Origin of the sequence: Nocardioides terrae (genome assembly GCF_900112345.1) — a bacterium.
Classification (GTDB): domain Bacteria; phylum Actinomycetota; class Actinomycetes; order Propionibacteriales; family Nocardioidaceae; genus Nocardioides; species Nocardioides terrae.
In genome coordinates this window covers 168092-193888 of record NZ_FOLB01000003.1, presented here as the reverse complement: position 1 = coordinate 193888, position 25797 = coordinate 168092, and the positions used below count along the sequence as shown (strand labels likewise).

31 protein-coding genes are annotated in these 25797 nt (G+C 71.5%); 24 read left to right on the top strand and 7 right to left on the bottom strand.

All coding sequences use genetic code 11. The annotated features are described in order from the left end of the window. The first annotated feature begins 12 nt into the window (after positions 1–12). The 13 genes from BM236_RS05680 (at position 13) to BM236_RS05620 (ending at position 12493) form a co-directional block, all read left to right on the top strand. Positions 13–732 (top strand): purine nucleoside phosphorylase YfiH/LACC1 family protein, encoded by a 720-nt coding sequence (locus BM236_RS05680; protein WP_091121225.1) that lies wholly within the window; start codon positions 13–15, stop codon positions 730–732. Beyond that, positions 729–1427, top strand: a complete 699-nt coding sequence (locus tag BM236_RS05675) for a YggS family pyridoxal phosphate-dependent enzyme (RefSeq protein ID WP_091121223.1) — start codon at positions 729–731, stop codon at positions 1425–1427. The genes BM236_RS05680 and BM236_RS05675 overlap by 4 nt, the downstream gene beginning before the upstream one ends. A gap of 58 nt (positions 1428–1485) precedes the next feature. Then, on the top strand, positions 1486–1992 hold the full coding sequence (locus BM236_RS05670; protein ID WP_091121220.1) for a cell division protein SepF: 507 nt from the start codon (positions 1486–1488) through the stop codon (positions 1990–1992). Between the two features lie 24 nt (positions 1993–2016). Next, entirely contained in the window at positions 2017–2307 is a 291-nt protein-coding gene (locus BM236_RS05665; protein WP_091121217.1) for a YggT family protein, read from the top strand. A gap of 120 nt (positions 2308–2427) precedes the next feature. Beyond that, positions 2428–3171, top strand: coding sequence for a DivIVA domain-containing protein (locus tag BM236_RS05660; protein WP_091121214.1), 744 nt, complete (start codon positions 2428–2430; stop codon positions 3169–3171). A 248-nt stretch (positions 3172–3419) separates the two neighbouring features. Continuing rightward, the gene (locus BM236_RS05655) at positions 3420–3866 is read left to right on the top strand and encodes a TraR/DksA family transcriptional regulator (protein WP_091121211.1); all 447 of its coding nucleotides are present in this window, start codon (positions 3420–3422) and stop codon (positions 3864–3866) included. Positions 3867–3910: 44 nt separating this feature from the next. Continuing rightward, positions 3911–4396 (top strand): signal peptidase II, encoded by a 486-nt coding sequence (lspA, locus tag BM236_RS05650; RefSeq protein WP_091121209.1) that lies wholly within the window; start codon positions 3911–3913, stop codon positions 4394–4396. Then, complete coding sequence (locus tag BM236_RS05645) at positions 4393–5325, top strand: RluA family pseudouridine synthase (protein ID WP_091121206.1); 933 nt, start codon at positions 4393–4395, stop codon at positions 5323–5325. The genes lspA and BM236_RS05645 overlap by 4 nt, the downstream gene beginning before the upstream one ends. Then, the gene (locus BM236_RS05640) at positions 5303–5806 is read left to right on the top strand and encodes a GNAT family N-acetyltransferase (protein WP_091121203.1); all 504 of its coding nucleotides are present in this window, start codon (positions 5303–5305) and stop codon (positions 5804–5806) included. The genes BM236_RS05645 and BM236_RS05640 overlap by 23 nt, the downstream gene beginning before the upstream one ends. Before the next feature lie 29 nt (positions 5807–5835). Continuing rightward, positions 5836–6516, top strand: coding sequence for an 8-oxoguanine DNA glycosylase OGG fold protein (locus BM236_RS05635; protein WP_091121202.1), 681 nt, complete (start codon positions 5836–5838; stop codon positions 6514–6516). Positions 6517–6667: 151 nt separating this feature from the next. Next, the gene (gene dnaE, locus BM236_RS05630) at positions 6668–10231 is read left to right on the top strand and encodes a DNA polymerase III subunit alpha (RefSeq protein ID WP_091121199.1); all 3564 of its coding nucleotides are present in this window, start codon (positions 6668–6670) and stop codon (positions 10229–10231) included. Then, positions 10228–10722 (top strand): hypothetical protein, encoded by a 495-nt coding sequence (locus tag BM236_RS05625; protein WP_091121198.1) that lies wholly within the window; start codon positions 10228–10230, stop codon positions 10720–10722. Before dnaE ends, BM236_RS05625 begins: the two co-directional genes overlap by 4 nt. 10 nt (positions 10723–10732) lie before the next feature. Further along, positions 10733–12493, top strand: a complete 1761-nt coding sequence (locus BM236_RS05620; protein WP_091121195.1) for a DUF3352 domain-containing protein — start codon at positions 10733–10735, stop codon at positions 12491–12493. Here the strand turns inward: BM236_RS05620 and ybaK are convergent. The 3 genes from ybaK to BM236_RS05605 are packed head-to-tail and all read right to left on the bottom strand — an operon-like array spanning position 12487 to position 14283. Next, positions 12487–12978, bottom strand: a complete 492-nt coding sequence (gene ybaK, locus BM236_RS05615; RefSeq protein WP_091121193.1) for a Cys-tRNA(Pro) deacylase — start codon at positions 12976–12978, stop codon at positions 12487–12489. The two genes, BM236_RS05620 and ybaK, sit on opposite strands and share 7 nt — an antisense overlap. Next, positions 12978–13652: an LON peptidase substrate-binding domain-containing protein gene (locus tag BM236_RS05610; RefSeq protein WP_245750154.1), complete on the bottom strand. Its 675-nt coding sequence runs from the start codon at positions 13650–13652 to the stop codon at positions 12978–12980. Before BM236_RS05610 ends, ybaK begins: the two co-directional genes overlap by 1 nt. Before the next feature lie 10 nt (positions 13653–13662). Then, positions 13663–14283 carry a hypothetical protein gene (locus BM236_RS05605; RefSeq protein ID WP_139230036.1) on the bottom strand — a complete coding sequence of 207 codons (621 nt, stop codon included), beginning with the start codon at positions 14281–14283 and terminating at the stop codon, positions 13663–13665. Between the two features lie 71 nt (positions 14284–14354). On the opposite strand from BM236_RS05605, the gene hisD reads away from it, so the two are divergent. The 10 genes from hisD (at position 14355) to BM236_RS05555 (ending at position 21840) form a co-directional block, all read left to right on the top strand. After that, positions 14355–15662, top strand: coding sequence for a histidinol dehydrogenase (gene hisD, locus BM236_RS05600; RefSeq protein ID WP_091121189.1), 1308 nt, complete (start codon positions 14355–14357; stop codon positions 15660–15662). Then, positions 15659–16747, top strand: a complete 1089-nt coding sequence (locus BM236_RS05595; RefSeq protein ID WP_091121186.1) for a histidinol-phosphate transaminase — start codon at positions 15659–15661, stop codon at positions 16745–16747. Before hisD ends, BM236_RS05595 begins: the two co-directional genes overlap by 4 nt. Continuing rightward, entirely contained in the window at positions 16744–17349 is a 606-nt protein-coding gene (gene hisB, locus BM236_RS05590; protein WP_091121185.1) for an imidazoleglycerol-phosphate dehydratase HisB, read from the top strand. The genes BM236_RS05595 and hisB overlap by 4 nt, the downstream gene beginning before the upstream one ends. Further along, positions 17346–17990, top strand: coding sequence for an imidazole glycerol phosphate synthase subunit HisH (gene hisH, locus BM236_RS05585; protein WP_091121182.1), 645 nt, complete (start codon positions 17346–17348; stop codon positions 17988–17990). Before hisB ends, hisH begins: the two co-directional genes overlap by 4 nt. Next, positions 17987–18316 carry a hypothetical protein gene (locus BM236_RS05580; protein WP_091121181.1) on the top strand — a complete coding sequence of 110 codons (330 nt, stop codon included), beginning with the start codon at positions 17987–17989 and terminating at the stop codon, positions 18314–18316. Before hisH ends, BM236_RS05580 begins: the two co-directional genes overlap by 4 nt. Positions 18317–18326: 10 nt before the next feature. Next, positions 18327–19076, top strand: coding sequence for a bifunctional 1-(5-phosphoribosyl)-5-((5-phosphoribosylamino)methylideneamino)imidazole-4-carboxamide isomerase/phosphoribosylanthranilate isomerase PriA (gene priA, locus BM236_RS05575; RefSeq protein ID WP_091121178.1), 750 nt, complete (start codon positions 18327–18329; stop codon positions 19074–19076). After that, positions 19073–19843 (top strand): imidazole glycerol phosphate synthase subunit HisF, encoded by a 771-nt coding sequence (gene hisF, locus BM236_RS05570; protein ID WP_091121176.1) that lies wholly within the window; start codon positions 19073–19075, stop codon positions 19841–19843. The genes priA and hisF overlap by 4 nt, the downstream gene beginning before the upstream one ends. Then, a complete protein-coding gene (locus BM236_RS05565; RefSeq protein ID WP_091121173.1) occupies positions 19843–20040 on the top strand; it encodes a hypothetical protein in 198 nt (65 codons plus the stop codon). The genes hisF and BM236_RS05565 overlap by 1 nt, the downstream gene beginning before the upstream one ends. A gap of 9 nt (positions 20041–20049) precedes the next feature. Beyond that, positions 20050–20610, top strand: coding sequence for a dihydrofolate reductase family protein (locus BM236_RS05560; protein ID WP_091121172.1), 561 nt, complete (start codon positions 20050–20052; stop codon positions 20608–20610). Positions 20611–20679: 69 nt separating this feature from the next. After that, complete coding sequence (locus BM236_RS05555; protein WP_139230035.1) at positions 20680–21840, top strand: hypothetical protein; 1161 nt, start codon at positions 20680–20682, stop codon at positions 21838–21840. A 16-nt stretch (positions 21841–21856) separates the two neighbouring features. Here BM236_RS05555 and BM236_RS05550 read toward each other — a convergent pair whose 3' ends face one another. Then, positions 21857–22240 (bottom strand): VOC family protein, encoded by a 384-nt coding sequence (locus BM236_RS05550; protein WP_091121166.1) that lies wholly within the window; start codon positions 22238–22240, stop codon positions 21857–21859. Between the two features lie 114 nt (positions 22241–22354). On the opposite strand from BM236_RS05550, the gene BM236_RS05545 reads away from it, so the two are divergent. After that, entirely contained in the window at positions 22355–23692 is a 1338-nt protein-coding gene (locus BM236_RS05545) for an HNH endonuclease signature motif containing protein (RefSeq protein WP_091121164.1), read from the top strand. On the opposite strand, the gene BM236_RS05540 is transcribed toward BM236_RS05545, so the two are convergent. The 3 genes from BM236_RS05540 to BM236_RS05535 form a co-directional block, all read right to left on the bottom strand. Continuing rightward, a complete protein-coding gene (locus tag BM236_RS05540) occupies positions 23693–24208 on the bottom strand; it encodes a hypothetical protein (protein ID WP_139230034.1) in 516 nt (171 codons plus the stop codon). A 296-nt stretch (positions 24209–24504) separates the two neighbouring features. Then, on the bottom strand, positions 24505–24921 hold the full coding sequence (locus BM236_RS19600) for a DUF6318 family protein (RefSeq protein ID WP_425434183.1): 417 nt from the start codon (positions 24919–24921) through the stop codon (positions 24505–24507). A 253-nt stretch (positions 24922–25174) separates the two neighbouring features. After that, positions 25175–25783 carry a TIGR03085 family metal-binding protein gene (locus BM236_RS05535; protein WP_175507563.1) on the bottom strand — a complete coding sequence of 203 codons (609 nt, stop codon included), beginning with the start codon at positions 25781–25783 and terminating at the stop codon, positions 25175–25177. Positions 25784–25797 lie beyond the last annotated feature (14 nt).

Sequence of the window (25797 nt, the reverse complement as noted above, 5' to 3'; positions counted from 1 at the left end):
TCCCCAGGAGCCATGTTCGCCTTCCGTGACACCGCCGACCTCGGCCCGGGACACCCCCGGGTCGAGGTCGCGTTCACCGACTCCTCGCTCGACCTGCAGGGCAACCTTCACGGCAACCTCGACAAGCTGGAGGGCTTCTCCCGCGCGCTCGCCCGCGTCGAGGCGGAGGCCGGTGTCACCTTCGCCCGGCTCGAGCAGGTGCACGGAGACGTCGTCCGCCACGTCACCGAGCCCTGGCCTCCCGGACCCAGCGCCGACGTGCCCGTGGGCGACGCGCTCGTCACCGACCACCCCGGAATCGGGCTCATGGTGCGAGTGGCCGACTGCGTCCCCGTGCTGCTCGCCGACCCCGCGGCCGGGGTCGTCGGCGCCGTCCACGCGGGCCGCAAGGGGGTCGCGCTCGACGTCGTCGGGCGCGCCGTCGACAGCATGCGGGCGCTGGGCGCGCAGAAGATCACCGCCTGGGTCGGGCCCCACGTGTGCGGCCGCTGCTACGAGGTCCCCGCCGACCTGCGCGACGAGGTCGCCGCGGTGGTGCCCGCGACTCTGGCGGAGACGGCCTGGGGCACCCCGTCCCTCGACCTCGGAGCGGGCGTGGCCGCGCAGCTGGCCGAGCACGGCGTCGCTGCCACCGACGTCGGTCCCTGCACGCTCGAGGACCCGTCCCTCCACTCCTACCGACGCGACGGTGCCCGCTCCGGGCGCTTCGCCGGGCTGGTGTGGCTCTCATGAGCCGCGAGGAGGAGCTCCGGCTCAGCCTCGGCCGGGTGCGCGAGCGGATCGCCGCCGCGGCCACCGCGGCCGGACGCGACGACGCCGTCGGGCTGGTCGTGGTGACGAAGTTCTTCCCGGGCTCCGACGTGCGGATCCTCTCCGGGCTCGGCGTCACCGACGTCGGCGAGAACCGGCACCAGGAGGCGGAGGCCAAGGCGGCCGAGTGCGCCGGCCTGGACCTGCGCTGGCACTTCATCGGAGGCCTGCAGAGCAACAAGGCGGCCGCCGTGGCGGCGTACGCCGACGTGGTCGAGTCCGTCGACCGGGCCAAGCTGCTCGCCCCGCTCGCCCGCGGGGCGCAGGAGCGCGGCCGGCCGCTGGAGGTGCTCCTCCAGGTCAGCCTCGACCCGCCGTCCGCGCACGGCAGCCGGTCCGGCGTCGCGCCCGACGACCTCGCCGCGCTCGCCGAGCGGGCGGCCGCGACCGAGGGCCTCGTCCTGCGCGGTCTGATGGCCGTCGCGCCGCTGGGCGAGGACCCCGCGGAAGCGTTCGACAGGCTGGCGCAGATCCGCGCCGGCTTCCTCACCGACCACCCCGGCGCGACGGTGCTGTCGGCGGGGATGAGCGGCGACCTCGAGCAGGCCGTCGCCGCCGGCGCGACACACGTGCGTGTCGGCTCCGCGGTCCTCGGTTCGAGGCCCCAGGTCCCTTAGTGTTCGAGACAGATCTGACGACGGCGACGGCCGGCGTCCGAAAAGGAAGGCAAGTGTCATGAGCGGCGCGATGCGCAGGATCGGTGAATACCTCGGCCTGCTCGAGGACACCGGCCGGTACGACGACTACACCGGCGAGTTCGAGGCCTACGACGAGGCCGACTACACCCGCGAGTCCCCGGCGGTGGCCACCCGTGCGCCGAGGGCGGCCGCACCCGCGAAGGTCGCCGACCTCGCCGAGCGGCGCCGCCCCCAGGTCGTCCCCGACCTGGCCGACGTGGCGGAGATGTCGCGGATCGTCACGCTGACCCCGACGACCTACAACGACGCCCGCGCCGTGGGTGAGCACTACCGCGACGGCACGCCCGTCATCATGAACCTCTCCGAGATGGAGGACGCCGACGCCAAGCGCCTCGTCGACTTCGCGGCCGGGCTCATCTTCGCCACCCACGGCGACATCGAGCGGATCACCAACAAGGTGTTCCTGCTCTCGCCGCACAACGTCTCCGTGGCCGCCGAGGCCAAGGCGCGCATCGCGCAGGGCGGGTTCTTCAACCAGTCCTAGGTCGACTCTCTACAGTTCTCCATCATGCAGATCTTCTGGCAGGTCGTCGTCGTCCTGCTCTGGGCGTTCATCGGCCTGCTCTGGGTGCGCTTCGTCGTCGACTGGGTGCAGGTCTTCGCCCGCTCCTGGCAGCCGCGCGGGATCCTGCTGGTGGCGCTCGAGATCGTCTACAGCATCACCGACCCGCCCATCAAGGCGCTGCGCCGGGTGATCCCGCCGCTGCGGCTGGGGTCGATCGCGCTGGACCTGAGCTTCCTGATCGTGCTGCTGGTCGCCTACCTGCTGCTGAGGCTGCTCTCACCCCTGGCGACGTAGCCTCGCCCTAGGACCGCGCCGGGCAGGCGCTACAGTTCCACAGAGCAACCCAGGGAAACACCGTTGCACCTTGCAACACCATTGAGTTCCGAACAACCGAGCAACGATAAGGGTGAGGTCATGCCGCTGACGCCAGAGGACGTGAGCAACAAGCGTTTCACTCCCGTCCGGCTCCGCGAGGGGTACGACATGGGCGAGGTGGACCAGTTCCTCGACGAGGTCGAGGCGGAGCTGGCGCGCCTCACCAAGGAGAACGAGGACCTCCGGTCGAAGCTGTCCGCGGCTCAGGGTGCTGGTGAGTCCTACCGGCAGCCCGCGCCCGAGCCCGTCAGGGAGCCCGAGCCGACTCCGGCACCCGCTCCGGTGCCCGTGGCCGCTGCTGCCCCGGCCGCCGGTGGTGTCGAGACGATCCGCGTCGAGACGGTGCCCGAGGCGTCCAACGCCGCGGCCCGGCTGCTGGAGATCGCCACGCGCAATGCCGACGAGCTCGTCGACGGCGCCAAGAACGAGGCCGACAAGATCATCGGTGAGGCCCGCACGAAGGCCGAGCGGCTCGAGGCCGAGTCGAAGTCGAAGGCCGACCGGATGGAGTCCGACGCCCGGACCCGTGCGCAGATGCTCGACTCCGAGACCGCCGAGCGTCGCCAGCAGCTCTTCGGCGACCTCGAGCGCGAGAAGGACAAGCTCACCGCCGAGGTGGAGAAGCTGCACTCCTTCGAGCGCGAGTACCGTTCGCGCCTGAAGAACTACTTCACCCAGCAGCTCGAGGCCCTCAACACGATGGGCAGCGAGGGTGGCGGCGCCGAGGAGGCGCCGGCCGCGCCCAAGCGGCTCCGCTCGATCCTGGGCGAGGAGGAGGGCTGAGCCCTCGTCGCTGAACCACTCAGACCGACATCACGCCGGCCGTCCCTTCGGGGCGGTCGGCGTGGTCGTTTGAGTGGGGGAGTCCCAGCGGCTACTCTCCCGGCACGCTCGGGCGCAGACCTCGGGGTCCGTCTCGTCAGTCGGCCTCGCTGCCCGGTCCCCTTGGAGGACCGGGCAGACTGCTCCCGCGACCAGGGCGGCGGCCGACACGACAGCATCCAGGAAGACTGTCCGAGAAGGGGACCAGCGTGGCGACGAAGAAGGCAACAGCCGAGGCGACGACGGCCACGAAGGCGGCCGCCTCGGCGCTCGCGGTTCGTGAGGGTGAGGATGCCTGGACCAAGTCCGAGCTCGAGGAGGTCGTCGGTGAGCTCCGCGAGCAGCGCGAGCACTCCCTGCAGGTCCTCACGGTCCAGGAGGCCGAGCTCTCGGGCCTGATGAAGGACCCCGGCGACGGCGCCGGCCAGGACCAGGCCGACATGGGCGCGACGAGCTTCGAGCGCGACCACGAGCTCACCGTCCTCAACTCCGAGCGCGACAAGCTCGCCCAGATCGAGCGCGCGCTCGTGGCCATCAGCGAGGGCAGCTACGGCATCTGCGAGTCCTGCGGGGAGCCGATCGGGAAGATGCGGCTCATGGCCTTCCCCCGTGCGACACTGTGCATGACATGCAAGCAGCGCGAGGAGCGTCGCTGAGCGACCGCCCAGAACCCCGGCCCGCATCCGACCGATCCCGCCCGATGGGCTACCGCGCGCTCGTCGCGCTGGCCTGGCTCGTGGGGCTCGGGATCGACCAGGCGACCAAGGCACTGGCGGTCGACCGGCTGACCGACGAGGACGACGTACGCGTCGTGGGGTCGCTGCTGCAGCTCCACCTGACCCGCAACGCGGGTGCGGCGTTCAGCACCGGCACGCAGTTCACCGTCGTGCTCTCGTGCCTCGCCGCGGTCGCCACCGTGGTGGTCGCGGTCATCGCGCTCCGGGCGCGTACGACGGTCTGGGCCCTCGCCCTCGGCCTGCTGCTCGCCGGGATCACGGGCAACCTCGCCGACCGCGTGTTCCGGGCCCCCGGGACGCTGCGCGGCGAGGTGATCGACTTCCTCATGCTGCCGCACTGGCCGGTCTTCAACGTGGCCGACATCTGCATCACCGTCGCCGCCGCTCTCATCGTCCTGCAGGCCTTCCGCGGCATCCGCCTCGACGGCCGCCGCGAGGACCGCTCGTGAACGCTGAGCACCGCGTCCTCCCCGTTCCCGACGGGCTGGCGGGTGAGCGGGTCGACGCCGCGATCGCCCGGATGTTCGGGCTGTCCCGCACCCGCGCGGCCGACCTCGTCGCCGAGGGGAACGTGCTGGTCGACGGCTCGGGCGTGAGCAAGAGCGACCGGGTGCTGCCGGGCGCCCTCCTCGAGGTGGTCATCCCGTCCCTGGCCGACCCGCTCGAGGTCGTTCCCGAGATCGTCGAGGGCATCCGGATCGTGCACGACGACGAGTCGATCGTGGTGATCGACAAGCCGGTCGGCGTCGCCGTCCACCCCAGCCCCGGCTGGACCGGCCAGACGGTCGTCGGACACCTCAAGGCGGCCGGGTTCCGGATCTCCACCAGCGGCGCGAAGGAGCGCGAGGGCATCGTCCAGCGCCTCGACGTCGGCACCTCGGGCCTGATGGTGATCGCCAAGTCCGAGCAGGCCTACTCCGTGCTGAAGAACGCCTTCCGCAACCGCACGCCCACGAAGGTCTACCACGCGCTGGTGCAGGGCTACCCCGACCCGCTCGAGGGCACCGTCGACGCGCCGATCGGCCGCCACCCCCGGCACGACTACAAGATGGCCGTCATGGCCGACGGCCGGCACAGCGTGACCCACTACGAGACGCTCGAGGCCCACCGCTTCGCCAGCCTGCTCGAGATCCACCTCGAGACCGGCCGCACCCACCAGATCCGCGTCCACATGAGCGCACTCAAGCACCCGTGCGTCGGCGACCTCACCTACGGCGCCGACCCGGTCCTCGCCAAGCGGGTCGGGCTCGAGCGGCAGTGGCTGCACGCCGTACGGCTCGGGTTCGAGCACCCGGCGACGGGGGACTACGTCGAGTTCGCGTCGACCTACCCCGACGACCTGCAGCACGCGCTCGATGTCATCCGCGACTCCGACTGACCTCGGTCTGCTGCTCCGCCCGGCGGAGCCGGCGGACCTGCCCGAGATCGCCGAGCTCTACCTGGTGGTCCGCGCCGCGGCCGTCCCGCTGATGCCGCCACTCGCGCGGACGCCGGCCGAGGTGCACTCCTACGTCGGTGGCTGGGACCTGGGCGCGCGCGACGTCTGGGTCGCCGAGCAGTCAGGCGAGCAGTCCGGCGAGCTGGTCGGGTTCGCCACCTTCACGGCGACCTGGCTCGACTCGCTCTACGTCCACCCGGACGCGCAGGGGCGCGGGGTCGGCACCGCCCTGATCGAGCTCGCGCTGTCCCTGCGTCCCGACGGCCTGGGCCTGTGGGTCTTCGAGACCAACGCGCCGGCCCGCCGGTTCTACCGACGGCACGGCTTCGTCGAGGTCGAGCGCACGGACGGCTCCGGGAACGAGGAGCGCGCCCCCGACATCCGGATGGAGTGGATGGCCACGCGGGACGGCAGCCGGTAGCGTTGCCGTCGGGGAGCGGAGGGCAGCCGGTGATCGACGACGAGGTCCGGGCCGCGGTCGGCGCTGCGCTCGAGCTGGCGGCGACCACGGAGATCGAGGGTGGGGCCCTCGACGGTGTGAGCTGGACCGTCGACGACGAGCGTCCGGTCGTCCTGCACCCGGCCTGGCGCGAGGTCGCACAACTGCCCGGCGACCTGCGTGCAGGCCTTCGGATCGGCCGGTCGGACCTGCTCGCCGTGGCCGCAACCTGCCGTGCCGGCAGCGGGTGGGCGCCGCTGCTGGCGGCCGCGAGCGCCTGGAGCTTCGGACGGTCCGACGACGGCGCCTGGCGGACGGGCCGGATCCTCGACCGCGGCGACGTCGAGCCCCGGCTCGAGGCGGTCGTCGCCACCCTGGACGCAGTCGGCCCGGTCGACGCCTACTACCTGCTCGCCAACGAGGGGCACCTGCCCGGCTGGGGCCCCTCGCTGTTCACCCGCTTCCTCGACGCGGCCGACCGGCGCGCCGGCGAGCACGCTCTCGGGCTCGACCGGGTGCTCGCCCGGGCCGTCAACGGGCTGGTCCCGGGCAGCGACCTCGCGGCGGCCGACTGGTCGACGGCCGAGTACGCGTTCGTCCTCGGTCTCCTCCACCGGATCGCGGGTGACGTGGGCGTGGGGCCGACGATCGTCGAGGCGGCCCTGGCCGAGAAGTTCGCCGACCCGGACTAGCCCGCACCGAATCCGGCATTGTCGGTGGCGTCCACCATGACCGGACGCATCGCGTCCCGTAGGCTGAGGCTCTTCCCCCAGGCCGTCGGCGCGAGCCGTCGTAACCCTGATCTGCTGCGCCCGAGCGACCCCTGAGGAGGGCTCTCCACCGATGACCTCGCAGGACTCCTTCGTCCATCTGCACGTCCACACCGAGTACTCCATGCTCGACGGTGCGTCGCTGCTGGACGGGCTGTTCCAGCGGGTGTCCGAGCAGCAGATGCCGGCGATCGCCATGACCGACCACGGCAACATGCACGGCGCCTACGACTTCTACTCCAAGGCCAAGAAGTACGGCGTCCAGCCGATCATGGGCATCGAGGCCTACCTCACGCCGGGCACGCCGCGCGGTGAGCGCAAGCGGATCCGCTGGGGCAAGGGCGAGACGGCCGAGGAGGGCGGCGACGACGTCTCGGGCGGGGGCGCCTACACCCACATGACGATGTGGGCGGAGTCGACCGAGGGCATGCACAACCTCTTCCGGCTCTCCAGCAAGGCGAGCATGGAGGGCTACTTCTACAAGCCGCGGATGGACCGCGAGCTCCTCGAGACCTACAGCAAGGGCCTCATCGTCAGCACGGGCTGCCCCAGCGGCGCCATCCAGACCCGGCTGCGACTCGGGCAGTGGGACGAGGCGGTCCGCGAGGCGGGCGAGCTGCAGGAGATCTTCGGCCGGGACAACGTCTTCCTCGAGCTGATGGACCACGGCATCAGCATCGAGAAGCGGGTGCGCGACGACCTGCTCCGGCTCGGCAAGCAGCTCGGCATCGCGCCGCTCGCCACCAACGACAGCCACTACAACAACCCCGAGGACGCCAGCGCCCAGGAGGCGCTGCTGTGCGTCAACTCCGGCAGCCGCCTCTCGGAGCCGCCCTACAGCCAGGGCGGCAAGCGGTTCGCCTTCGAGGGCACCGGCTACTACATCAAGTCGGCCGCCGAGATGCGCGAGCTGTGGGGTTCCCAGGACCTCATCGAGGCCTGTGACAACACGCTGCTGATCGCCGAGCGCTGCAACGTCGAGTTCACCGAGTCGACCGGCGGCTACATGGCCCGCGCCGACATCCCGGCCGGCGAGAGCGAGGAGAGCTGGTTCCGCAAGGAGGTCTGGCGCGGCATCGAGGCCCGTTACCCCGGCGAGCGGCTGACCCAGGACGTCAAGGACCGCGTCAACTTCGAGCTCGACATCATCGCGACCAAGGGCTACTGCGGCTACTACCTCGTGGTCGCCGACTTCATCCAGTGGTCGAAGGACAACGGCATCCGGGTCGGTCCCGGCCGTGGCTCAGGTGCCGGCTCGATCGCCGCCTACGCGCTGCGGATCACCGACCTCTGCCCGCTCGAGCACGGCCTGTTCTTCGAGCGCTTCCTCAACCCCGAGCGCCCGTCGATGCCCGACTTCGACATCGACTTCGACGATCACCGGCGCGGCGAGGTCATCAGGTACGTCACCGAGAAGTACGGCGCCGAGAAGGTCGCCCAGATCGCCACCTTCGGTCGGATCAAGGCCAAGGCCGCGATCAAGGACGCCGCCCGCATCCTCGACCACGGCTTCGCCATCGGCGACCGGATCACCAAGGCGCTGCCGCCCGACGTGATGGGCAAGAGCGTCAAGCTCAAGGAGCTCTTCGACCCGGAGAGCAAGCGCTACGCCGAGGGTGGCGAGTTCCGTGCCCTCTACGACCAGGACCCGGACGTGCGCCGCATCTACGAGGTGGCGACCGGCCTGGAGGGGCAGATCCGGCAGACCGGCGTACACGCGGCCGGTGTGATCATGGCGAGCGAGCCGCTGCTCGACATCGTGCCGCTGATGGACCCGAAGCAGGACGGCGCGGTCATCACGCAGTTCGAGTACCCCATGTGCGAGGCGCTCGGCCTGGTCAAGATGGACTTCCTGGGGCTCTCCAACCTCCACACGCTCGAGGACGCGGTCGCCAACATCACCGCCAACAAGGGTGAGCAGCTCGTCCTGGAGGAGCTTCCCTTCGACGACCGCGCGACCTACGAGCTGATGGGCCGCGGTGACACGCTCGGCGTCTTCCAGCTCGATGGCGGCGGCATGCGCTCGCTGCTGCGCCTCATGCAGCCGGACAAGTTCGCCGACATCACCGCCGTCTCCGCGCTCTACCGGCCGGGCCCGATGGGCGCCGACTCGCACACCAACTACGCGCTGCGCAAGAACGGCCGCCAGGCCATCGACTACATCCACCCGGCGCTGGCCGAGGCGCTCGAGCCGGTGCTGGGGGAGACCTACGGCCTGATCGTCTACCAGGAGCAGGTCATGGCGATCGCGCAGGTGCTCGCCGGCTTCTCGCTGGGCGCCGCGGACAACATGCGCCGCGCGATGGGCAAGAAGAAGAAGGAGGAGCTGGACAAGCAGTACGCCGGCTTCGAGAGCGGCATGCTCGAGCGCGGCTACCCCAAGGACGCCGTCAAGACTCTCTGGGAGATCCTCGTCCCCTTCGCCGACTACGCCTTCAACAAGTCGCACTCGGCGGCCTACGGCGTCGTCACCTACTGGACCGCCTACCTCAAGGCCAACTACCCCACCGAATACATGGCGGCGCTCCTGACCTCGGTCAAGAACGACAAGGACAAGATGGCGATCTACCTCAACGAGTGTCGCCGCATGAAGATCGCCGTCCTGCCGCCCGACGTCAACGAGTCGGCGCACAACTTCACCGCCGTCGGCAACGACATCCGCTTCGGCCTGACCGCGGTGCGCAACGTCGGCTGGAACGTCGTCGACGGCATCGTCGCCGCCCGTGAGGAGAAGGGCCGCTACACCGACTTCAACGACTTCCTGAGCAAGGTGCCCGCCCAGGGCTGCAACAAGCGGGTGATCGAGTCTCTGATCAAGGCCGGCGCGTTCGACGACATGAAGCACCGCCGCCGGGCGCTCGTCGCCATCCACGAGACGGCGGTCGACCAATACGTCGACATCAAGCGCAACGAGGCGATCGGCCAGGACTCGCTCTTCGGCGGCCTCGACGACGAGGGCGGATCGTTCGGCGTCTCGGTGACGATCCCCGACCTCGACGAGTGGGACAAGATGACCCTGCTCGGCCACGAGCGGGAGATGCTCGGCCTCTACGTCTCCGACCACCCGCTGCTCGGCCTCGAGCATGTGCTGTCCAGCGGCACCGACGCGACCGTCGGGCAGCTGCTGCTCGACGAGCGGCCGCACGGCGCCGTCGTGACGGTGGCCGGCCTGGTCACCTCGGTCCAGCGCAAGATCACCAAGAAGGGCGACCCGTGGGCGACCGTCACCCTCGAGGACCTCGACGGCGCCGTCGAGGTGCTGCTCTTCCCGAGCTCCTACCAGCTCGCCGCGCCCTACCTCATCGAGGACGCGATCATCCGGGTCAAGGGCGTGCTCGACAAGGACCGCGAGCAGCCCCAGCTGCGCGGCCAGGAGGTCACCGTCCCGGACCTGTCCGAGGGTCCGAGCGGACCGGTCGTGATCAGCATGCCGTCGACGCGCTGCACCCCGCCGGTGGTGGCCCAGCTCCGGGACGTGCTCGGCACCCACCCCGGCGTCACCGAGGTGCGCCTGCGCCTGCTGACCCGCGAGTCCACCCGCGTCATGCGGCTCGGGGACAATCTCCGGGTGACTCCCACACCGGCCCTCTTCGCCGACCTCAAGCACCTGCTCGGTCCCGGATGCCTGACCGGGTGAGCCGCGCGACCGCCTGGGTCGCCGGCCTCGTCGCTGGCTTCGCTGCCACCGGTGCGGTGTCCGGGCTGCTCTGGCGCACCCGGCTGCACGCCCCGGACGGCATCGTGGTCGGCGGCCAGTGGTACTCCGGCTCCACGCACGAGGACTCCTTCGCCTCCACCGGGTGGTACGTCGTCATCGCCGTCGCCGCGGGGCTGCTGCTCGGCATCGCGGCCGCGTGGCTCTCGCGTGCGCCGGAGGTCCTGACGCTCGCCGCGGTGCTCGTCGGATCGCTGCTCGCCGCCTGGCTGATGCGCGTCGTCGGTCTGCACGGCGCCCCTCCGGACCCCGCGAGAGCGGCCGCGCACGCCGCCGACGGCACGCGCCTCACGGGGACGATCAGCAGGCCCGGGGTGGCGGCGTTCGTGACCTGGCCGCTCGCCGCGGTCCTGGCCGTCGGTGCTGTCTTCCTCTTGCTCGGAGAGCGTCCGACCGGCGAAGAGCCGCGATAGGCTCCCGCCCATGTCTGAGAACGCCGACCAGCCGCCGACCGACCAGCTCGTGATCGGCGGTCCCGGAGCGCCCAAGAGCCGCAAGGGACTCTGGATCGGCGGTGGCGTCCTCGGTGCTCTCGCCATCGGCGGCGCCGCCGCCGCGTGGGCGGCCGCGTCGTTCTTCAGCCAGGGCTCCCAGCCCGCCGAGGCGCTGCCCGCCTCGACGATCGGCTACGTCAGCGTCGACCTGGACCCGAGCGGTGGGCAGAAGATCGCCGCGCTCAAGCTGGCGCGCAAGTTCCCCGCGTTCAAGGACAAGGTCGGCCTGCAGACCGACGACGACGTCCGTGAGTGGATCTTCAAGCAGATGGTCGCGGACTCCGGCTGCAAGCTCGACTTCGCCAAGGACGTCGAGCCGTGGCTGGGCTCCCGCGCCGCCGTGGCGGCAGTCGGGACCGACAAGCCCGAGCCCGTGGTGGTCGTTCAGACCAGCGACAAGGGCAAGGCCGAGGCCGGCCTGAAGAAGCTCCTCTCGTGTGGCACGGACGACGCCTCCGACGCCCCCGGCTGGGCCTTCGACGGTGACTGGGTCGTCCTCGCCGCTACCGAGGACGCCGCGAAGAAGGTCGTCGCCGAGTCCGACAAGGGCACCCTCGCCGACGACGCCGACTTCCAGAGCTGGACCGACAAGGCAGGGGACAGCGGCATCCTGACCGCCTACGCCGCCCCGGCGGCCGGCCAGGTCCTGGCGAAGCAGCTCGGCAACGTCACCTCCGACCTCGAGGGGGCGCTCCCCAAGGCCAGCGTCTCCGCGGCCCCAGACACCGACGAGCTGTGCTCGCCGGACGTGCTCTCCGACGACTTCACCAAGGCGGACTGCGAGGCGATGTTCGGCGACCTGGCCGGGCCGGCCGGCGCCGACCCGGGTTCGTCGCCGCTCGACCCGTTCGGCATGCTCGGCGCGTGCCCCGGCCTGGCCGACTCCGGAACCTCGGGCCAGCGGATGCAGGCGAACCTCGCCGACTTCGGCGGAGCCGCGGCGACGCTGCGGTTCGCGGACGACGGTGTCGAGCTCGAGACCGTCGGCGACATGCGCGCGTTCGGTGGCGCGCTGGGCAAGCCGAGCGCGTCGCCGGTCGTCAACACCCTGCCGGACGACACCGCGGTCGCCTTTGGCGTCGCGCTGCCGAAGGGCTGGATCGACTCCGTCACCACGAGCATCAAGAACGTCTGCGGTGACGACGCCGACCCGGAGGCGCTCTTCGCGCCGCTGTCCCAGGCCACCGGTCTGGACCTCCCCGGAGACCTCGACAAGCTGCTGGGCGACTCCGCGGCTCTCGCCCTCGGCCCGGACATCGACGTCGAGGGCCTGGTCAACGGCGGCGACCCGTCCGACGTGCCGGTCGCGCTCAAGGTCCGTGGGGACAAGGACGCGATCGACAAGGTCGTGACCAAGCTGCGCGGTGCCATCGGCGCCCCCGACGGAGCGCTGGAGCCGGTCGCCGGTGACGAGGGCGTCGCCCTCGGCCTCGACAAGTCCTTCACCGGCGACGTGGCGAAGGGCGGCAAGCTCGGCTCCTCGGACACGTTCGCCGGAGTCGTGCCGGACGGCGACAAGGCGTCGGGCGTGCTCTACGTCAACTTCGACGCCCTCGACGACGCGATCAAGGCGCTGGCCAGCGGCGACGACGAGGTCACGGCGAACCTCGCACCGCTCAAGGCGCTCGGCATCAGCGGCTGGACCGATGGCGACGTCTCGCACGGCGTCTTCAAGCTCAGCCTTCACTGACGACTGATCGGGGCGACCAGCGCCGACGTGGCCGACACCAGGTCGGCCGGCGCGACCTCCAGGTCGAGGCCGCGGCGCCCGGCCGACACGAAGACCGTGTCGAAGCCGAGGGCCGCGGCCTCGACGACGGTCGGGTGGGTCCGCTTCTGCCCGATCGGGGAGATGCCGCCGGCGACGTAGCCCGTCGCCCGCTCGGCGGCCGCCACCTCGGCCATGACGGCCCTGCTCGCGCCGAGCGCCCTGGCCAGGGCCTTGAGGTCGAGCCGAGCCGAGACCGGCACGATCCCGACGCACAGCCGACCGTCGACCGCCGCCATCAGCGTCTTGAGCACGCGCTCGGGCTCGATCCCGAGCGCCTCGGCCGCCTCCAGACCGTAGGACGCGGCCCGCGGGTCGTGCTCGTAGGGATGGAGCGTGAAGGCGATGCCGGCCCGGGTCAGGGCGACCGTGGCCGGCGTACTCCCGATGGCTGCCTTGCGGCTCATCAGTTCGGCGACCAGCGCGTGCGCGCGACCTCGGTGGCGGGCAGCGAGGGGATGACGTTCATCGCGCGCAGCTCGGTGCGCAGCAGCTCGGTGACCAGGCTGAGGCGCTCGCCGGCGTCGGAGGCCTCCAGCAGCTGCTGGCGTTCGGCGATGGGGAGCGGGGCGCATGCGGACAAGGTCCAGGAGAGGTACTCCGGGTCACGCGGCAGCGTGCCGCTGAAGGGGTCGGGGCGCAGCTCCGAGACCGCGGCGCGATAGGCGGTGAACGTGGCGCGGGCGCGGTCGAGGAGCTCCTGGGGCACGTCGAGGACCGGCTCGGGCCGCTCGGTGACGTGGCCGCGGGGGAAGAGGCCGGTCACCTCGAGCCGGTCCAGTGCGATCCGGTCGCGGCCCACCGCGACGATGTCGAAGCTGCCGTCGGTGTTCTCGTCCGCCTCCGTCAGCTGCAGGCGTACGCCGACCCGGTAGAGCGACTGGGCGCCGTGGTCGCCCACCTCGTAGCCCTCGCGGATCGCCACCGACCCGAAGAGCCGGTCGGCGGGGTCCTCGATCCGGAGCAGGTGGTGCACCAGGGCGCGGTAGCGATCCTCGAAGACGTGCAGCGAGGTGCTCACCCCCGGGAACAGCACCGCGTTGAGCGGGAACATCGGCAGCGTCGCCGGGGAGTCGGGCACGTCCCCCAACCTAGAGGACGCTGTCGATCCGACGGTGGTAGCGCCGCCCCACGGCGCTGCCCAGCACGGCGCCGCCGAGCATCAGCAGGAGCACGGCGATGGCCGTCACGATGCCGCCCGTGGTGGCGTCGTCGGCGGTCAGGTCGCCGGGGGTGAGGTCGAGGTCGCCGAACAGGTCGGTGCGCGCGTTGAGGAGGGCGGCCAGGCCGCCGGCGATGGCCGCGGTCAGGATGCCGATGAGCCACACGCCGACCCCCTGGCGCATGCCGTCGAAGCGCGACATCCGTCCGGCGACGTACCCGCCGGCGTAGTAGCCGACGAACATCACGACCGCCAGCGTGATCGCGCCGGCGAGGGCGAGGCTGCGGGCGTTGCCGCGCGCGTCGTCGGCCGTCCAGTCCAGCTGCGACCCCACCGCGGCGGCCACCGCTGCGACGATCGCACCGAGCAGCACGGTGACCCCGACCGCGACGAGCCAGCCGAAGAAGCACGCGCCCCAGTTGGTGCCGCCGTAGGTCTCGTGAGGCGTGAGCGCGGTGAACCGGTCGTTGACCATGCGCTCGTCGGCGGAGCGCTCCGTATCGCGCCCCGTATCGCGCTCGGCGTCTCGGTGGATCAGTGCGTGTCGCATGACGTCCTCCTCAGGATCTCTCCCTACGGTTGCCGCGCAGCCGCCGGACATGCGGCTCGTAGAATCGATCCATGACCATCCGCCGCATCGACCTCCGCGGCGCTCCGTCCTCCGGAGCGCCCGTCGACTACCGCGCCGCCGTGCCGCGCGCAGAGTTCGACGTCGAGGCCGCGGCCCACGTGGTGCAGCCGATGCTCGACGACATCAAGTCCCGCGGGGTCGAGGCGATCCTCGAGCTCAGCGCGCGGTTCGACAAGGTCGAGCTCTCCGACATCCGGGTCCCCGCGGAGGCCCTGACGAAGGCGCTCGCCGAGCTCGAACCCGAGGTCCGGGCGGCCCTGGAGGAGTCGATCAGGCGCCTGCGCGCCACCTGCGCCAACGAGCTCGAGGCCGACGCGGTCACCGACCTCGCGCCCGGCGCCCGCGTCGTCCACCGCAAGGTGCCGGTCGGCCGGGTCGGGCTCTACGTGCCCGGCGGGCTGGCCCCGCTGGTCTCCAGCGTCCTGATGAACGTCGTCCCGGCCCAGGTGGCAGGGGTCCGCTCCCTCGCGCTGGCGTCGCCTCCTCAGCGGGAGTTCGGCGGCCTCCCGCACCCGACGATCCTCGCCGCGTGCGAGCTGCTCGGCGTGGAGGAGGTCTACGCCGTCGGCGGCGCCCAGGCGATCGCGATGTTCGCCTACGGCGTCGGGCCGTGCGCGAAGGTCGACCTCGTCACCGGTCCGGGCAACATCTACGTGGTCACCGCCAAGCGGTTGCTCAAGGGCCAGGTCGGCATCGACTCCGAGGCGGGTCCGACCGAGATCGCGATCCTCGCCGACGAGACCGCCGAGGCGGCGTACGTCGCCGCGGACCTGATCTCCCAGGCCGAGCACGACCCGCTGGCCGCCTCGGTGCTGGTCACCGACAGCGAGGCGCTCGCCGACGACGTCGAGGCCGAGCTGGAGAAGCAGGTCTCCGCGACCAAGCACGTCGAGCGGATCCGGACCGCTCTCGGGGGCAGCCAGTCCGGGATCGTGCTGGTCGACGACCTCGAGCAGGGCCTGGCCGTCGTCAACGCCTACGCCGCCGAGCACCTCGAGATCCAGACCCGGGACGCGCACGACTGGGCCGCCCGAGTGACCAACGCCGGCGCGATCTTCATCGGGCCGTTCGCCCCGGTCAGCCTCGGCGACTACTCCGCGGGCTCCAACCACGTGCTCCCGACCGGTGGCTGCGCCTGCCACAGCTCGGGGCTGTCGGTGCGCGCGTTCACGAAGTCGGTGCACGTCATCGACTACACCCGCGAGGGGCTCGAGGACGTGAAGGACCACGTCATGACGCTGGCCGCGGCCGAGGACCTGCCCGGTCACGGCGCCGCGGTGAGGGTGCGGTTCGAGTGAGCTGGCCGCCGATCCGCCCCGAGCTCGCCGGGATCGAGCCGTACGGGGCGCCCCAGCTGGACGTGCCCGTGCAGCTCAACGTCAACGAGAACCCCTACGGTCCCTCGGCCGAGTGCATCGCCGACATCGCCGCGGCCGCGGCACAGGCGGCGGCGACGCTCAACCGCTACCCGGACCGCGAGTTCACCGCGCTGCGCAGCGCGCTGGCGGCGTACCTCTCGCGTGACTCCGGCGCCGCTCCGGTGACCCCCGACATGGTCTGGGCGGCCAACGGCTCCAACGAGGTGATGCTCCACCTGCTGCAGGCCTTCGGCGGTCCGGGGCGGACGGTGCTCAGCTTCGCGCCGACCTACTCGATGTATCCCGAGTACGCCCGCGACACCCACACCGAGTGGGTCGCGGGCTCCCGCGAGGAGGACTTCAGCCTCGACGTCGACAAGGCCCGTGCCCTCGTCGAGGAGGTCAGGCCGAGTGTCGTGCTGCTGCCCAGCCCCAACAACCCGACCGGCACCGCGCTGCGGCCGGAGGCCGTCGGCGCCCTGTGCGAGGCGGTCGGTGACCACGGCATCGTCGTGGTCGACGAGGCCTACGGCGAGTTCCGCCGGACGGGCGTGCCGAGCGCGCTCGAGTCGCTGGCCGACCACCGCAGCCTCGTCGTCACGCGCACCATGTCGAAGGCGTTCGCAGGCGCCGGCCTGCGCCTCGGCTACCTGGCCGCCCACCCCGCGATCACCGACGCGATCCGGGTCGTCCGGCTGCCCTACCACCTGTCCGCCGTGACCCAGGCGGTCGCGCTGGCCGCGCTGGAGCACGCGCCCGAGCTGCTCGGCAAGGTCGACGAGCTGCGCGCCGAGCGCGACCGGGTGGTGGACTGGCTCCGCACCCGCGGGCACGAGGTGGCGGAGTCCGACGCCAACTACGTGTTGTTCGGGCGCTTCGCCGACCGCCATGCTGTGTGGCAGGGGCTGCTCGACCGGGGTGTGCTGATCCGGGAGGTCGGCCCCGACGGCTGGCTGAGGGTGTCGATCGGCACGCCCGACGAGATGACCGCTTTCAAGAACGCACTAGTTGAGGTGACCGCATGACGGGCAGGACCGCACGCATCGAGCGGCAGACCAGCGAGTCCAAGGTGCTGGTCGAGGTGGACCTCGACGGCACCGGTCGCCACGACATCTCCACGGGCGTCGGGTTCTACGACCACATGCTGACGGCGTTCGCGCGTCACGGCCTGATCGACCTGACCGTGCAGACCGAGGGCGACACCCACATCGACGCCCACCACACCGTCGAGGACACCGCGATCGTGCTCGGCCAGGCGCTGCGCGAGGCGCTGGGCGACAAGCGGGGCACGCGCCGCTTCGGCGACGCGACGGTGCCGCTGGACGAGGCGCTCGTCCAGGCGGTCGTCGACATCTCCGGCCGCCCCTACTGCGTCCACACGGGGGAGCCGGAGGGCCAGGTCTACGTGACCATCGGCAACGACGGCTACGTCGGCTCGCTGACCCGGCACGTCTTCGAGACGATCGCCTTCCACGCCCACCTCGCCCTGCACGTCCGCGTGCTGGCCGGACGCGACCCGCACCACCTGGTCGAGACGCAGTTCAAGGCGTTCGCCCGGGCCTTCCGCGACGCGATCGCGCTCGACCCGCGCGAGACCGGGGTGCCCTCCACGAAGGGCACCCTGTGACCGCTCCGTCCGTCGTCGTCCTCGACTACGGCTCCGGCAACCTGCGCTCGGCGGTGCGCGCCGTCGAGCGCGCCGGTGCGTCGGTGACGCTGACCTCCGACTTCGACGAGGCGCTCGACGCGGACGGTCTGCTGGTGCCGGGGGTCGGCGCCTACGCCGCCTGTATGGCGGGCCTGCGCGCCATCAAGGGCGAGCGGATCATCGGTCGGCGGCTGGCCGGCGGCCGACCGGTGCTGGGCATCTGCGTGGGGATGCAGATCCTCTTCGCCCGCGGTGTCGAGCACGGCGTCGAGACCGAGGGCTGCGACGAGTGGCCGGGGGTCGTCGAGCGGCTGCAGGCGCCGATCGTGCCGCACATGGGCTGGAACACCGTCTCCGTGCCGGCCGGGTCCGTCGCGTTCCACGGCATCGAGGACGAGCGGTTCTACTTCGTGCACTCCTACGGCGTGCGGTCGTGGGAGCTCGTCACCAACGATCGGACCACCGCACCGCTGGTGACCTGGGCTGAGCACGCGGGGGACCGGTTCGTCGCCGCCGTCGAGAACGGTCCGCTGTGGGCGACCCAGTTCCACCCCGAGAAGTCCGGCGACGCCGGCGCCGCGCTGCTGCGCAACTGGGTGCAGACGCTGCGGACCTCATGAGCAAGGCACGGGCCGTCGCGCGCGCCGAGCGCGAGCGTGCCGCCGCCGAGGAGGCCGCCCGGCGCGAGACCGAGGCGGCCCGACGGGCCCGCCGTGACCGGCGCCGACGGGCGCTGACCGGCCGGCTCCCGCAGCGCCGCACCGGTTCGGCCGGCGTACTCGCGAGGAAGCGGCGGCGGCGGGCCGAGGCCGTGCTCGCGGTCTTGCTCGCCGTCAACGTCCTGGTCTGGTTCGCCGCTCCCGCACCGTCGGCACGCGCGCTCGCCGCCGTGGCCAGCGTGCTGGTCGCCCCCGTCATCTACACCGTGCTGTTCCGCCGCTCCTAGAAGGATTGCCGTGTCTGACTACCTCGAGCTCCTCCCCGCCGTCGACATCAAGGGCGGCCAGGCCGTCCAGCTGGTGCAGGGCGTGGACGGCAGCGAGAAGCGCTTCGGCGACCCCATCGAGGCCGCCCTGCGCTGGCAGGAGGCGGGCGCGGAGTGGATCCACCTCGTCGACCTCGACGCCGCCTTCGGTGTCGGGACCAACCGCGAGCTGCAGGCCGAGATCGTCGGCCGCCTCGACATCAAGGTCGAGATGAGCGGCGGGATCCGCGACGACGAGTCGCTCGAGGCGGCGATGGCGACCGGTTGCCGCCGGGTCAACATCGGCACCGCCGCGCTCGAGCAGCCCGAGTGGTGCGCGCGCGCCATCGCGACGTACGGCGACCGGGTGGCCATCGGCCTCGACGTCCGCGGCACCACGCTGGCCGCGCGCGGGTGGACGCAGGAGGGCGGCGACCTCTACGAGACCCTCGACCGCCTCGACTCCGAGGGCTGCGCCCGCTACGTCGTCACCGACGTCAACAAGGACGGCATGCTGCAGGGCCCCAACCTGCAGCTGCTGCGCGACGTCTGCGCCGCCACGCCTGCGCCGGTCTTGGCGTCCGGTGGCGTGACCACCATCGACGACATCCACGCGCTCATGGAGCTGGTGCCGCTGGGCGTCGAGGGAGCGATCGCCGGCACCGCGCTCTACACCGGCTCGCTGTCGTTGGCCGAGGCGCTCGACCTCACCCTCGGCCGGACCCAGGGTGACGGGTCGTGAGCCTCGCGGTCCGGGTCATCCCGTGCCTCGACGTCGACGGTGGCCGGGTCGTCAAGGGCATCAACTTCCAGGACCTGCGCGACGCGGGTGACCCCGTCGAGCTGGCGAAGGTCTACGACGCCGAGGGTGCCGACGAGCTGACCTTCCTCGACATCTCCGCCTCGAGCGACGAGCGGGCGACCACGATGGAGGTCGTCTCGAAGGTCGCCGAGGAGGTGTTCATCCCGCTCACCGTCGGCGGCGGCGTCAGGGCCGTCTCCGACGTGGACCGGTTGCTGCGCGCGGGCGCCGACAAGGTCGGCGTCAACACCGCCGCCATCACCCGGCCGGAGCTGGTGGCCGAGATCGCCGACCGGTTCGGCAACCAGGTGCTGGTGCTCTCGGTGGACGCGCGACGGGTGTCCGGCGGCGTGCGCACCGACTCCGGCTTCGAGGTGACCACCCATGGCGGCCGGACCTCGACCGGCATCGACGCCGTCGAGTGGGCGGCTCGCGCCGCGTCCCTGGGGGCCGGGGAGATCCTCCTGAACTCGATGGATGCCGACGGGACCCGCGACGGCTTCGACCTCGAGCTGATCCGGCTCGTGCGGGCCGCGGTCGAGGTCCCCGTCATCGCATCGGGCGGCGCGGGTGCCGTGGCGCACTTCCCGCCGGCCGTCGCCGCCGGCGCCGATGCGGTCCTCGCCGCGTCGGTGTTCCACTTCGGGACGCTGCGGGTCGGCCAGGTCAAGGACGGGCTGCGGGCCGCGGGGGCGCCGGTCCGCTGATGAGCGACCGCGAGCTCGTCGTCCTCGGCACCGCCTCGCAGGTGCCGACCCGGACGCGGGCCCACCAGGGCACCGTGCTCCGGTGGCGCACCGAGGTGGTGCTGTTCGACCCGGGGGAGGGCACGCAGCGCCAGCTGACGCTGGCCGGGACGGATCGCCGTTCCGTCGCGCCGCTGACTGTCGGTGACCCGGTCTAGCGTCGCGGCATGACCCGTTTCGTCTACGCCACCGCAACCACCCTCGACGGCTTCCTGGCCGATCCCGACAACTCGCTCGACTGGCTCTTCGCGGTCGAAGGCGGCGAGGAGTCGATGTCCGAGCTCGAGACGTTCGTGCAGGGCGTCAGTGTGCTCGTGATGGGGTCGACCACCTACGAGTGGATCCTCGACCACGAGAAGCTGCTCGACCACCCCGAGAAGTGGGACCAGTTCTACCCCGGCAAGAAGACCTACGTGTTCTCCTCGCGCGACCTGCCGGTCATCCCCGGCGCGGACATCTCGATCCTCCGTGGCCCGGTCGCCGACCACCTGCAGGCCGTCGTCGAGGCAGCCGCGGGGAAGGACGTCTGGCTGATGGGCGGGGGAGACCTCGCCGGCCAGTTCGACGATGCCGGCGCGCTCGACGAGCTGATGCTCTCGGTCGCCGCCGTCACCCTCGGCGCCGGCGCGCCACTGCTCCCGCGGCGGATGGAGTCCGACCGGCTGCGGCTCGTCGAGGTGGGGCGTACGGGGCAGTTCGTCTCGCTCCGCTACCAGGTGCGCCGCTGACGATCCGGTTATCCACAGGTGCGGCCGGGGGCCGTTGCAGCGGACCGGCGTCCGGCGTTGGCTGCTCGCATGTCTCGGAACATTCCCGGCGGGTTCCGCCGCCATCGGCGCATCGCCGACTCCATGACGCCGGAGCTCTACGCCTGTGTCGAGCGCTCGCTGGCCGCCGAGCGGGCCGGCGACGTCGCGGCCGCCCTCGAGTGGCACCAGGCGGTCCCGATGTTCAGGAAGGGCCGCAACCGGTGGCTCCTCGACCAGCTCGTCCAGCTCGGCGACGACCTGCCCGACTGGGTGTGGGCCCGCTGGATCGCCTACCAGACCGCGCGGTGCGAGGACGGCGACACCGGTCATGTCATCAGGGAATGGCATCGCCGGGTGATCGAGGAGCTCCACCAGGACCTCCTTGAGGACTGCTACCGCCACGAGGGTGACCCGATCAAGGTCGTCGCCCGCGTGCTCGGGGAGTCGTGGGCGTTCCACCAGGCCGTGACGCACGAGGGCGGTGCGCTGACCGCCTTCCTCGACGAGTTCGCGACCGGACGCTTGGCCGAGCACACCGACTTGGTCCGCACCTGGACCGAGGCGCGGATGGGCGGCTACGAGCTCGGCGATCGCCTCCCCGGTGCGCTGCTCCGGGTCCGGGAGGCCGGCGGCGACTGGCTCGAGGCGGTCGACCTCGGCGCGCTCTGCTGCTCGCCCGGGGGCTGGGTGATCGGCCGCCTGGTGCCGAGCGGGACCGGTGATCGACTCATGTTCGACATGCCGCCGCTCGGCGTGCCTTCCGCCGTCGCGCGGGCGGTCGCCGGCTCCGCTGAGGTGGACTGGCTGCAGATCCTGGCGCGCGCCCGGGACGCGGGGCGGATGGCGTCCGCGGCACTCCTCCGGGAGGACTACCAGCTCACCACCGACGTCCTCGACCTCGAGCTGCTCCGTTTCGGCACGCCCGCTCGGGAGCACGGCCGGGTCATGCAGCAGCTCCGGGAGGGACGCGACGAGGTGAGTCCGGCGGCCTACCGCGTGCTCGACCGCGCCCGTCGCGGTGAGGTCGATCCGGCCGACCAGGCGTACGTCGGAGCCGCCGTACTCAACGCCCGTGCCTACCAGGACGCCCGGCGCGACACCGTGCGCTCGGTGGAGACGGCGGCCTGGGCAGGATGGGTCGATCTGGTCCTCGAGCCCGCGCGGACCCGCCTCCTCGAGCTGGCGAAGCTGGGCCTGTCCGCGGCGTGAGTGGACCGCGTGGCGCTCAGCCGCGCGACTGAACCACCCAGATCCAGTTGCCGTCGGGGTCGTTGATCGAGAACATCCGCGGCACGGGCCCCTCTCCACCGATCCGCTCGCCGACCTGGACACCCTCGGTGCCGCTCAGCCGGTCGTACTCGGCGTCCACGTCGGGGGTCTCGACACCGATGCTGCCCCCGCCGGGCTGGCCGCCCATCGGCAGGTTGAGGGCGAGCACCGTGGCGGACCCGGGCGGTGCGACCTCGACCCACCGGCCGGCGTCGCCGCCGTCCTCGAACGACGTCTCGGAGCGAAGCTCCCAGCCCAGCTTCTGGGTGTAGAACGCGATCGCCGCGTCCTGGTCTGCGACCGAGAACATGGCCGTACCGATGTTGTTGATCGTGGTCATGCATCGACCTTGTCACCGCCGCCGATCGACGACAAGCACCAGTTGTGACGCTGCTCCAACCCCGCCGTGACGTGCCCGACCAGGAATGTCGGTGGCTTCTGGTGTGATGGAGGTATGTCGATCTCGGTGCTCGCCTCCCCTCCCGGGGAGCCTGGTGACGCGTCGTTGGATGCCAGCGGCGACGTCTTGGCGGCGTTGCGGGCATCGAGGCAGCGGGAGGCGGCCGAGCAGGTCCTCCAGGCGCGGCTGGCGTTGGACTACTGCGCGTTCAACTCCCCGGACTCGCGTCATCCGGCCGCGACGGTGCCGGGCACCGAGGGTGAGCTGGCCCTGGCCGGGGAGGGCGCGCCCGGGGTGGCGGAGTTCGCGGTGGTGGAGTTCGGTGCTGCGGCCGGGATGTCGACCGACGCCGCGCGTCTCCATCTCGGTCGGGTTCTCGAGCTCGGCCACCGGCTGCGGCAGACCTGGCGCCGGGTGGGGGCCGGGCAGGTGCCGGTGTGGCGGGCGTTGCGGATCGCCGACCTCACCCAGTGTCTGCCGCCGGAGGGCGCGGCCTGGGTCGACGCCCAGGTCGCACCGGTGGCCGGGCGGGTCGGTCCGCGTGTGCTGGAGCGGCTGGTCGAGGAGGCGATCGTCCGGTTCGACCCCGAGACCGCCGCCCGCACCGCGCTGGAGGCCCTGGAGACCCGGCACGCCACCGTGACGGTCGAGCAGCACCTGTCCGACCTCGGTGCGGCGGCGTTGTCGACCGGCCGGGTCGATGCGGTCCTCGACGTGGCCGACGCGCTCGACCTCGACACGATCCTCGCCGAGCTGGCCGCCGAGCTGGCCGCGGCCGGTGACACCGACCCCCTCGACGTACGCCGGGCCAAGGCGCTCGGCCTGCTGGCGCGCGGTGAGGCCGTCGACCTGCCCGACGGTGTGACACCGCGGCGCCGGCGGGCGGTGGTGCTGCACGTCCACCTGGCCGAGGCCGCGCTGCGGGGCTACGGCGACGGGATCGGCGAGCTCACCACCGCCACCGGGCACCGGCTCGGTCTCGTTACCGTCGAGCAGGTCCAGGAGTGGTGCGGCACCACCGGTGCGACGGTCACCGTGAAGCCCGTGCTCGACCTCGCCGAGACCCTCACCTCGACCGGCTACCAGCCCTCGACCCGGCTGCGGGACCAGGTCGTCGCCGTCCATGTCGTGTGCGCCTTCCCCCACTGCCACCGCCCGGCCGACAACCTCGACCTCGACCACATCGTCGAGCACGCCCAGGGCGGCCCGACGACCAGCGACAACCTTGCCCCGCTGTGTCGAAGACACCACCGCGCCAAGACCTTCGGCCACTGGACCTACCTCAGGCTCGGACCGGCCGAATACCTCTGGACCAGTCCCCACGGCTACCAGTGGGTCAAGGACACCGACGGAACCCGAGACGTCTCCCCCGACCTCCGCAACACCGGCTGATCAGCCCACCAGGGTCGGCGTGGCCGACCTGATCGTCAGCTGTTGCGGTGCGCCGGTCTTGGAGACCGTGCCGTCGACCCGAGCCCACGCTCCGCCGTCGATCTGGAAGTCGGCCTCCCAGACGGTGTCGACGCTCGCCGCGACGGTGCCCTTCTTCAGGTAGCGGTGCGTCACGTCGAGCGTCGGGTAGGCCGCGCCCGGCTCGGCCGTCGTCTGGTTGCTGCCGTCTCCGTAGTGCCACGCGAAGCTGCGCGGCCGGATCTTGAACCGGACCTGGTGGCCCAGGAGCGTCACGGTCCGCTCGAAGGGCTGCGCCACGGTGTAGAAGTTCGTGTCGAAGTTGACCAGCGTCGCGCCGCCGGGTGGCTGGATGACAAGGACGGACTCAGGAAGGGGGATCTGGCGGAACGCGTTCTGGACGTCTGCTTGAGATGGACCGGTGGGTGCCGAGGCTGCGACAGAGCAGTTGTCATATCCGTTGATGAGGTGACCGTCTGCGGTCTCGAGGTAGGTCATGACCATCTCGGTGCCGTTTGGGCACAAGCGCGGGCTGCTACACGTGAGGTTCTCATTGAGTGGCACCTGGCATACCGCCTCGGTGACGGGCGTTCCCGCCGGTTCAGCCGAGACCACTCCTGCTGCGGATGAGTCAGATTCCCCCGGATCTGCATGTCCTGGAGTGGTCTCCACCGCACTCGTCCAGAAGGAATCCTCGTCCGCGCCGGTGTGGGGGTCTCCCGCATAAGACGCCGCGCTCAAAGCCGGGGACATACCAATCAGGAGGGCCAGGCCTGCACAATGGACTCGAACTGTCATGACGCCGCCTCGATCTGGGCGACACGCCATCCGTCTCCGTCCTGCATGAGCAAAAAGCGAGTCCTCGTCGCGGTGGCTGGGCGCCTTGTATCGCGGTTGTCGCCCGGGTAGTCGTGGATTTCCACAGTGCTTTTTACCGAGGCTGTGACGTGCGCAATCGCGACCTGCCCTGCCCAGCCGAGCTCCACGGTTGAGTTTTGGAGTGTGGAGTCGCCCCCCACGATTCGACCGCCTGCTTTGTAGACCTTCGACACGGTCCGAACACCCGCCGAGCATCCAGTACATCCTTCAGCGCTCAGCGCAGAGATCGCTGGCGTGTCGCCGGTGTGCTCCGCGTAATTCACGACACTTACGAAGTGTCTGACGAACGCCTTCGCCCCGGCCTTCGTGTGCGCCTTCGCAGGCGCCGGCATCACCGGCGGGCTGGGAGCCGCTGACGGTGAGGCCGACGGCGAAGCAGATGACGTGGACGGCCGCGGCGGAGCCGGCGCGGGATCGGCGTCGCCGGAGCACCCGGCGAGCGCGAGCAGTCCGAGGGTGAGGACCGCAGTGAGAGGTCGCCTCATGGTCGTCCTTCCCGAGAACGCGGTGAGATGAAGCGCTATGCGGGACGGTAGCCCCAAGCCAGCGACCCTGGAAGAGCGAAGCCGCAGCCTGTGGAGAAGCTCAGAGCGAGAGCGACGCCGCCTTCACCTTCTCGATCGCGTCAACCGGTCCGTCGAACGCCACGGACGCCACGGACACCCGCCCGCTGAGGAACAGCAGCACCTCCGACACCGGACCGGAGACGACGACGGGCGACGGGCCCGAGCGCAGGACGGTGCGGCGCGTTCCCGACGCGATGACGAGCGGTACGTCGACCCGGCGGCCCTGGATCCGACCGACCAGCGAGGCCGAGAGCCAGAGCTCGCGCTCGTCGCGGGAGGAGAGCGGCCGTATCGTCCACGACGGCTGCGCCCGGCGTACGTCCTCGTGGTGGACGAACATCTCCATCCCGTTGAGCACGGGGTCCACGACGGACAGCAGCAGCGGCACCGCGCGCAGCTGCGCGACGAGCGAGGCCAGGTCGCGCGACGCCAGCTCGGCGGTGGCCCGATCCTTCGCGACCAACCGGCGCTCGCGCACCAGGAGGTGGATGACGAGGTCCTTGACCGTCCACCCGGCGCACATCGTCGGCGCAGGCGCTCCGAGCGACAGCGCGAGCGACGCGAGCTCGGCGCGCTCCCGCGCGGCGAGCGAACCGGTGAAGGGTCGGGGTACGAGCGAGGTCAGCACGGCCCCGACACTAG

Bases quoted from the DNA above. Each gene is read 5' to 3' on its own strand.
- lspA (WP_091121209.1), top strand. From the start codon at position 3,911: ATGGGCTACCGCGCGCTCGTCGCGCTGGCCTGGCTCGTGGGGCTCGGG.
- BM236_RS05675 (WP_091121223.1), top strand. From the start codon at position 729: ATGAGCCGCGAGGAGGAGCTCCGGCTCAGCCTCGGCCGGGTGCGCGAG.
- hisB (WP_091121185.1), top strand. From the start codon at position 16,744: ATGACGGGCAGGACCGCACGCATCGAGCGGCAGACCAGCGAGTCCAAG.
- BM236_RS05670 (WP_091121220.1), top strand. From the start codon at position 1,486: ATGAGCGGCGCGATGCGCAGGATCGGTGAATACCTCGGCCTGCTCGAG.
- BM236_RS05560 (WP_091121172.1), top strand. From the start codon at position 20,050: ATGACCCGTTTCGTCTACGCCACCGCAACCACCCTCGACGGCTTCCTG.
- BM236_RS05665 (WP_091121217.1), top strand. From the start codon at position 2,017: ATGCAGATCTTCTGGCAGGTCGTCGTCGTCCTGCTCTGGGCGTTCATC.
- BM236_RS19600 (WP_425434183.1), bottom strand. From the start codon at position 24,921: ATGCCGGCGCCTGCGAAGGCGCACACGAAGGCCGGGGCGAAGGCGTTC.
- BM236_RS05565 (WP_091121173.1), top strand. From the start codon at position 19,843: ATGAGCGACCGCGAGCTCGTCGTCCTCGGCACCGCCTCGCAGGTGCCG.
- BM236_RS05540 (WP_139230034.1), bottom strand. From the start codon at position 24,208: ATGACCTACCTCGAGACCGCAGACGGTCACCTCATCAACGGATATGAC.
- ybaK (WP_091121193.1), bottom strand. From the start codon at position 12,978: ATGAGCCGCAAGGCAGCCATCGGGAGTACGCCGGCCACGGTCGCCCTG.
- BM236_RS05660 (WP_091121214.1), top strand. From the start codon at position 2,428: ATGCCGCTGACGCCAGAGGACGTGAGCAACAAGCGTTTCACTCCCGTC.
- hisD (WP_091121189.1), top strand. From the start codon at position 14,355: ATGACCATCCGCCGCATCGACCTCCGCGGCGCTCCGTCCTCCGGAGCG.
- BM236_RS05545 (WP_091121164.1), top strand. From the start codon at position 22,355: ATGTCGATCTCGGTGCTCGCCTCCCCTCCCGGGGAGCCTGGTGACGCG.
- BM236_RS05640 (WP_091121203.1), top strand. From the start codon at position 5,303: ATGTCATCCGCGACTCCGACTGACCTCGGTCTGCTGCTCCGCCCGGCG.
- BM236_RS05605 (WP_139230036.1), bottom strand. From the start codon at position 14,283: ATGCGACACGCACTGATCCACCGAGACGCCGAGCGCGATACGGGGCGC.
- dnaE (WP_091121199.1), top strand. From the start codon at position 6,668: ATGACCTCGCAGGACTCCTTCGTCCATCTGCACGTCCACACCGAGTAC.
- BM236_RS05620 (WP_091121195.1), top strand. From the start codon at position 10,733: ATGTCTGAGAACGCCGACCAGCCGCCGACCGACCAGCTCGTGATCGGC.
- BM236_RS05555 (WP_139230035.1), top strand. From the start codon at position 20,680: ATGTCTCGGAACATTCCCGGCGGGTTCCGCCGCCATCGGCGCATCGCC.
- BM236_RS05580 (WP_091121181.1), top strand. From the start codon at position 17,987: ATGAGCAAGGCACGGGCCGTCGCGCGCGCCGAGCGCGAGCGTGCCGCC.
- BM236_RS05550 (WP_091121166.1), bottom strand. From the start codon at position 22,240: ATGACCACGATCAACAACATCGGTACGGCCATGTTCTCGGTCGCAGAC.
- BM236_RS05680 (WP_091121225.1), top strand. From the start codon at position 13: ATGTTCGCCTTCCGTGACACCGCCGACCTCGGCCCGGGACACCCCCGG.